The organism is Bartonella sp. AP36NXGY (assembly GCF_042195865.1).
Classification (GTDB): Bacteria; Pseudomonadota; Alphaproteobacteria; order Rhizobiales; family Rhizobiaceae; genus Bartonella.
In genome coordinates this window covers 1-659 of sequence record NZ_JBHIPD010000140.1, presented here as the reverse complement: position 1 = coordinate 659, position 659 = coordinate 1, and the positions used below count along the sequence as shown (strand labels likewise).

Below are 659 nucleotides of genomic sequence, written 5' to 3'. Positions count from 1 at the left end.
ATTCACCCCATATCTTAAGATTGACCCGTGACATAAGCCGCCCATTTATCCATATAGACACGGCGCTGTTCTAGATAGTCAGTGCGACGATAGGCACGCTCTACTTTGCCGCCAACTGTATGACTTAGAATAGTTTCAGCAACCTCATAGGGAGCATCGGTTGTTTCAGCAAGCCAATCACGTAAACTAGAGCGAAATCCATGGGGGCATGCTTCAATTTTATTTTTTCTCATATACGTAGCCATACATTTCTCAGCGAGGGAACCACGACCTCTAGCAGAAAAAAAGAAATCATTACGAGAAAGCAAGCGCGCTTGTTTTAGAATTTCTAATGCTTCTGTTGATAGAGGCACGCGAAATTCTGTTGTGGTATCACGCTTTCCTTTCATATTCTCAGCAGGAATTGTCCATATATCGCCATCAATTTGATCTTCACGAATATGACGCAAGGAATTAGTACGAACCCCTGTAAGGATAAGCAGACGCAAAGCAAGATGTGTTATGTTTTGTGTTTTACAGAGTAACTGATAAAAAGCTGGTATATCTTTCCAATCCATTGCTGGTCTATTAATGATCTTATAACGTTGTTTTCCTAAGAGAGCACGTGCTTTTTCTGTTGCTTGTAAATCAACATCCAAACCCAAAGCAGCCGCATGTTT

1 protein-coding gene is annotated in these 659 nt (G+C 41.3%); it reads right to left on the bottom strand.

From position 1 onward, the window contains the following. Nucleotides 1-14: 14 nt before the first annotated feature. Nucleotides 15-659: tyrosine-type recombinase/integrase (locus ACFINX_RS10340; RefSeq protein WP_375668822.1), on the bottom strand; the 645-nt coding region annotated here is incomplete at its 5' end.